The organism is Streptomyces jumonjinensis (assembly GCF_009600885.1).
GTDB lineage: Bacteria > Actinomycetota > Actinomycetes > Streptomycetales > Streptomycetaceae > Streptomyces > Streptomyces jumonjinensis.
This window is the reverse complement of the sequence record NZ_VCLA01000167.1, coordinates 96,570-96,916: the sequence shown is the minus strand read 5'-3', so window position 1 is coordinate 96,916 and position 347 is coordinate 96,570. Positions and strand designations below refer to the sequence as shown.

The following is a 347-nucleotide window of genomic DNA, read 5'->3' as shown; positions in this document are numbered from 1 at the left end:
GTGGTGCTGGGGTCGGGTTCGACGCTGGCGGATGTGCCGGTGGGCGGCGCGCGGGTGGTGCTGTTGGACGAGGTGGGCGGGGAGATCGCTGCCGGGCCGGCGGATCCGCCGGGGAGGGTGATCGCCCGGGACCAGTTGGCGTACGTCATCTATACGTCGGGTTCGACGGGGCGTCCGAAGGGTGTGGCGGTCGCTCATGGTGGGGTGGCGAATCTCGCGGAGGTGATGCGTCCGGTGCTGGGCGTGGGCGAGGGTGTGGTGGCGTTGCAGTTCGCGTCGTTCGGTTTCGATGCGGCGGTGCTGGATGTGGCGGTCACTCTCGCGGCGGGCGGGACGCTCGCGATCGC

General features: G+C 71.2%; 1 protein-coding gene. It reads left to right on the top strand.

The features are described 5' to 3' along the window. A partial coding sequence (locus FF041_RS24670) for an AMP-binding protein (protein WP_194292152.1) occupies positions 1–347 on the top strand: 347 nt, incomplete at both ends.